The organism is Mesorhizobium sp. M7A.F.Ca.CA.002.09.1.1 (genome assembly GCF_003998555.1).
Lineage (GTDB): Bacteria > Pseudomonadota > Alphaproteobacteria > Rhizobiales > Rhizobiaceae > Mesorhizobium > Mesorhizobium ciceri.
Map to the genome: position 1 here is coordinate 1 of NZ_RZRR01000870.1, position 2341 is coordinate 2341.

The 2341-nt window shown below is 65.4% G+C and carries 3 protein-coding genes; all 3 read right to left on the bottom strand.

Going from position 1 to position 2341, the window contains the following annotated elements:
* A partial coding sequence (locus EN994_RS27590; protein ID WP_164746250.1) for a branched-chain amino acid ABC transporter permease occupies nt 1–828 on the bottom strand: 828 nt, incomplete at its 3' end.
* 67 nt (nt 829–895) lie between these two features.
* Complete coding sequence (locus EN994_RS27595) at nt 896–1597, bottom strand: ABC transporter ATP-binding protein (protein WP_063167500.1); 702 nt, start codon at nt 1595–1597, stop codon at nt 896–898.
* Nucleotides 1597–2313 (bottom strand): ABC transporter ATP-binding protein, encoded by a 717-nt coding sequence (locus tag EN994_RS27600; RefSeq protein WP_063170177.1) that lies wholly within the window; start codon nt 2311–2313, stop codon nt 1597–1599. The genes EN994_RS27595 and EN994_RS27600 overlap by 1 nt, the downstream gene beginning before the upstream one ends.
* Between the last annotated feature and the right edge of the window lie 28 nt (nt 2314–2341).

Sequence of the window (2341 nt, forward strand, 5' to 3'; positions counted from 1 at the left end):
GAGCAGCATCACGGCCAGGAAGGCGATGTGGCCGGCCAGGATCTGCCATTCCGGATTGAGCGCGGCGCCAAACGTTTGCGCCACCCCGATGATGATCCCGCCGGCAAGCGTCCCCCACAGGCTGCCGAGGCCGCCGATGATCACCGCCTCGAAGGCATAGATCAGCCGCGCCGGTCCGATCGAAGGATCGAAGTTCGCGCGCATGCCGAGATAGAGCGCCGCCAGCGTCACCACGACCATGGCGATCCCGGTGGCGATCGCGAAAATCCGCTTCGGCTCTATCCCCATCAGCCCCGCCGTCACGGCGTCGTCCGAGGTGGCGCGGAAGGCACGGCCGAGGGCGGTGTGGTAAAAGAGCGCGTTGAGCGCAATGATCGTCACGATCGCCGAGGCAAAGGTCATCAACGGCATGATCCCAACCGTGACCAGCCCTAGATCGAGCGATGCCCCTTCCAACGCGCCCACCGGAATGCGGCGGCTGTCGGCGGAGAAGGCCTCGAGCAGGCCGTTCTGCAAGGCGACCGACAGGCCGAACGTGACCAGAAGCGGCGGCAGGATGTCCTTGCCCAGCACGCGGTTCAGGACGGCGGCCTGCAGCAGCCAGCCGAGCCCGAACATCACGGGCATGGCAATCAGGGCAGCGATCCAGGGCGACAAGCCGAGCAGCGTGACGCCCATCAAAACCAGATAAGCGGCAAGAATGATGAGGTCGCCATGGGCTAGGTTCACCAGCCGCATGATGCCGAAGACGAGGCTCAACCCTGCTGCAAACAGGGCATAGAGCCCGCCCAGCAGAATCCCTTGCACGAGGGTGTCCAGCCAGATCATCGCCGCGCCACCTCGATCAGGCCACAAGGGTGCTGTGCGAGCAGACGACCGAGCCTTGGTTCCCGCGTCATGCCGCCACTCCGAAATAGGCAGAGTGGATATCTTCGCGCGTGACCTCGGCCGCCCTGGCGGCCAGCGTGGCGCGACCCTCCATCATGCAGTAGACGCGGTCGGCCACTGCCAGCGCCTTGCCGATATCCTGCTCCACCAGCACGATCGCGGCGCCGCCTTGGCGGATCCTGGGAAGTGCTGCGTAGATATCGCGGATGACGACGGGCGCGAGGCCGAGGCTGATCTCGTCGCAAAGCAGCAATTCGGGGTTCGACATCAGCGCCCGGCCGATCGCCACCATCTGCTGCTGGCCACCCGAGAGCGCGGTACCGGGGCTCTTGCGCCGCTCGCCCAGGATCGGGAAAAGGTCATAGACCGCGTCGAGGCTCCACGGCCCCTGCACCTTACGCGCCTGCCCGCCGACCAGCAGATTTTCCTCGACGGTGAGCGAAGGGAACAGCCGGCGCCCCTCCGGCACCATGGCGATGCCGCGCTTCATGATCTCGGCCGAAGACAGCGCGCCGATCGGCTCGCCCCTGTGCAGCACCATGCCGGGCGCGTTGCCGATCACGCCGGTGATCGAGCGCATCAGCGTGGATTTGCCGGCGCCGTTGGCGCCGATGATCGCCACGCATTCGCCCGCGGCCACGGTGATATCCACACCGAACAGTGCCCGGAACTGGCCGTAATTCGCGGTGAGGCCGCGCGTTTCCAGCATCAGACCTCGAGCCCCAGATAGATTTCGCGAACCGCCTTCGAGGCCATGATCTCATCAGGCGCGCCGATCCCGATCACGCGCCCGAAATCCAGCACGAGGAGCCGCTCGACCACCGAATTCAGGGCATGCAGCACATGCTCGATCCAGATGATGGTGGTCCCCCTCGCGTGGATGGCTCTGATCGTCGCGACCAGGGCCTTGCATTCGCCCTCCGTCAGACCGCCCGCGATCTCGTCCAGAAGCAGAAGTTCGGGGCCTGTCGCCAAGGCGCGGGCGAGTTCCAGGCGCTTGCGGTCGAGAAGGCTCAACGAGCCGGCCACGAAATTGGCTTTCCTGAGGAGCTCCGTCGCCTCGAGGATACCAGCGCAATCCTCGACCATCTCGGCCTCGCGTCCGCCGCGGCCGAAGGCGGCGGCGGTCAAGAGATTCTCGAACACGGTCAGCCCCTCGAAAGGCTGCGGAATCTGGAAGCTGCGGCCGACGCCCATGCGCACCCGCTCCATGGCCGGAGCGCGGGTCACGTCGCGGCCGAGGAATTCGATGCGGCCCTCATTTGCAAACAAGTTTCCGGTGATCAGGTTGAAGAGCGTCGATTTTCCCGCGCCGTTCGGGCCTATAATGCCCAGCGCTTCGCCGCGCGGCACGCTGACGGTCACGGAATCCGCAACCTTCAGGGCGCCGAAGGACTTCGAAACGTTTTCCAGCCTGAGTATCATCACAGTCATCCTTGGGTCGCGCCGAACG

Coding starts and splice junctions, on each gene's coding strand:
- EN994_RS27595 (WP_063167500.1), bottom strand. CDS start 1,597: ATGCTGGAAACGCGCGGCCTCACCGCGAATTACGGCCAGTTCCGGGCA.
- EN994_RS27600 (WP_063170177.1), bottom strand. CDS start 2,313: ATGATACTCAGGCTGGAAAACGTTTCGAAGTCCTTCGGCGCCCTGAAG.